At 75.7% G+C, this 935-nt stretch carries 1 protein-coding gene; it reads left to right on the forward strand.

Annotation, left to right across the window (positions count from 1 at the left end; translation table 11 throughout):
- Positions 1-868, forward strand: an 868-nt coding sequence (locus tag ABD378_RS42960; RefSeq protein WP_425583978.1) for a BACON domain-containing protein, incomplete at its 5' end; no start/stop codon positions are given.
- Between the last annotated feature and the right edge of the window lie 67 nt (positions 869-935).

The following is a 935-nucleotide window of genomic DNA, read 5'->3' on the forward strand; positions in this document are numbered from 1 at the left end:
CCCGCGTGCGCGGGGCGGCGGGCCGCGCTTCGACCGGCGCGGATTCCCGATGGACCCCAAGGACCACGCCGCGCGCCGCGACCGGCTGCGCGCGCGTGCCGTGACGACGACGGTCGTCGCCACCGTGGTGGCGGCTCCGGTGCTCGCGCTCTGGGCGGCGTATCGCGGGGCGCCGCTGACGGGTGAGGGCCAGGACGGCCGTTCGGTCAGCGCGAGCGAGGCCGAGCCCGACGGGATGAACGGCGACCGCAGGCGCGAGGACTACGAGAACGCGGGCAACGCCCACATGCCGCCCGACCCCCGTTTCACCGCGGGCAGCCGCTCACCGGACGTCTCCGTAGAGGTCATCAGCGCCGGGTCGCCGCCGTCCCGCTCGGCGACCGGCGCAGGACGCCTCACGGTCGCGGCGCGGCCGAGCGGGGGGACGACGCTGATCACGCTCTCCGCCTCGGGGGGCGAGCCGGTGCAGTGGTCGGCGAGCGAGGGGGCGCCCTGGCTCTACCTGAGCCGGTCGTCCGGGACGCTCGCGCCGGGGGAGACGTTCACGATCCGGGTGTACGTCGACCATGAGCGGGAGCCTGCGGGCCACTGGAGCGCGCGGGTCTCCATCGCGCCCTCCGGGGCGATCATCTCGATCGACGGGTACGGCAACGGGTCGGGGCGCCCGACGCATCCGGGCCCCCGGCCGACCCCGAAGCCGACCCCGCCGAAGCCGACGCCGACGCCTTCGACCCCGGACCCGACACCTACACCGTCGGAACCGGACCCGACCCCGACGTCACCGGACCCGACGCCTACGCCGTCGGACCCGGGGACCTCGACGCCCCCGCCGAGCGACAGCGGCGACCCGAGTCCGAGTGATGACTAGTTCTTCTCCCCAACCCCGCCCCTTCCCGGCTGTGACATTTGCGGCTCCGCCGCGGGCCGCTCTGGCG

This window comes from Streptomyces rectiviolaceus (assembly GCF_039533825.1).
GTDB classification, from domain to species: domain Bacteria; phylum Actinomycetota; class Actinomycetes; order Streptomycetales; family Streptomycetaceae; genus Streptomyces; species Streptomyces rectiviolaceus.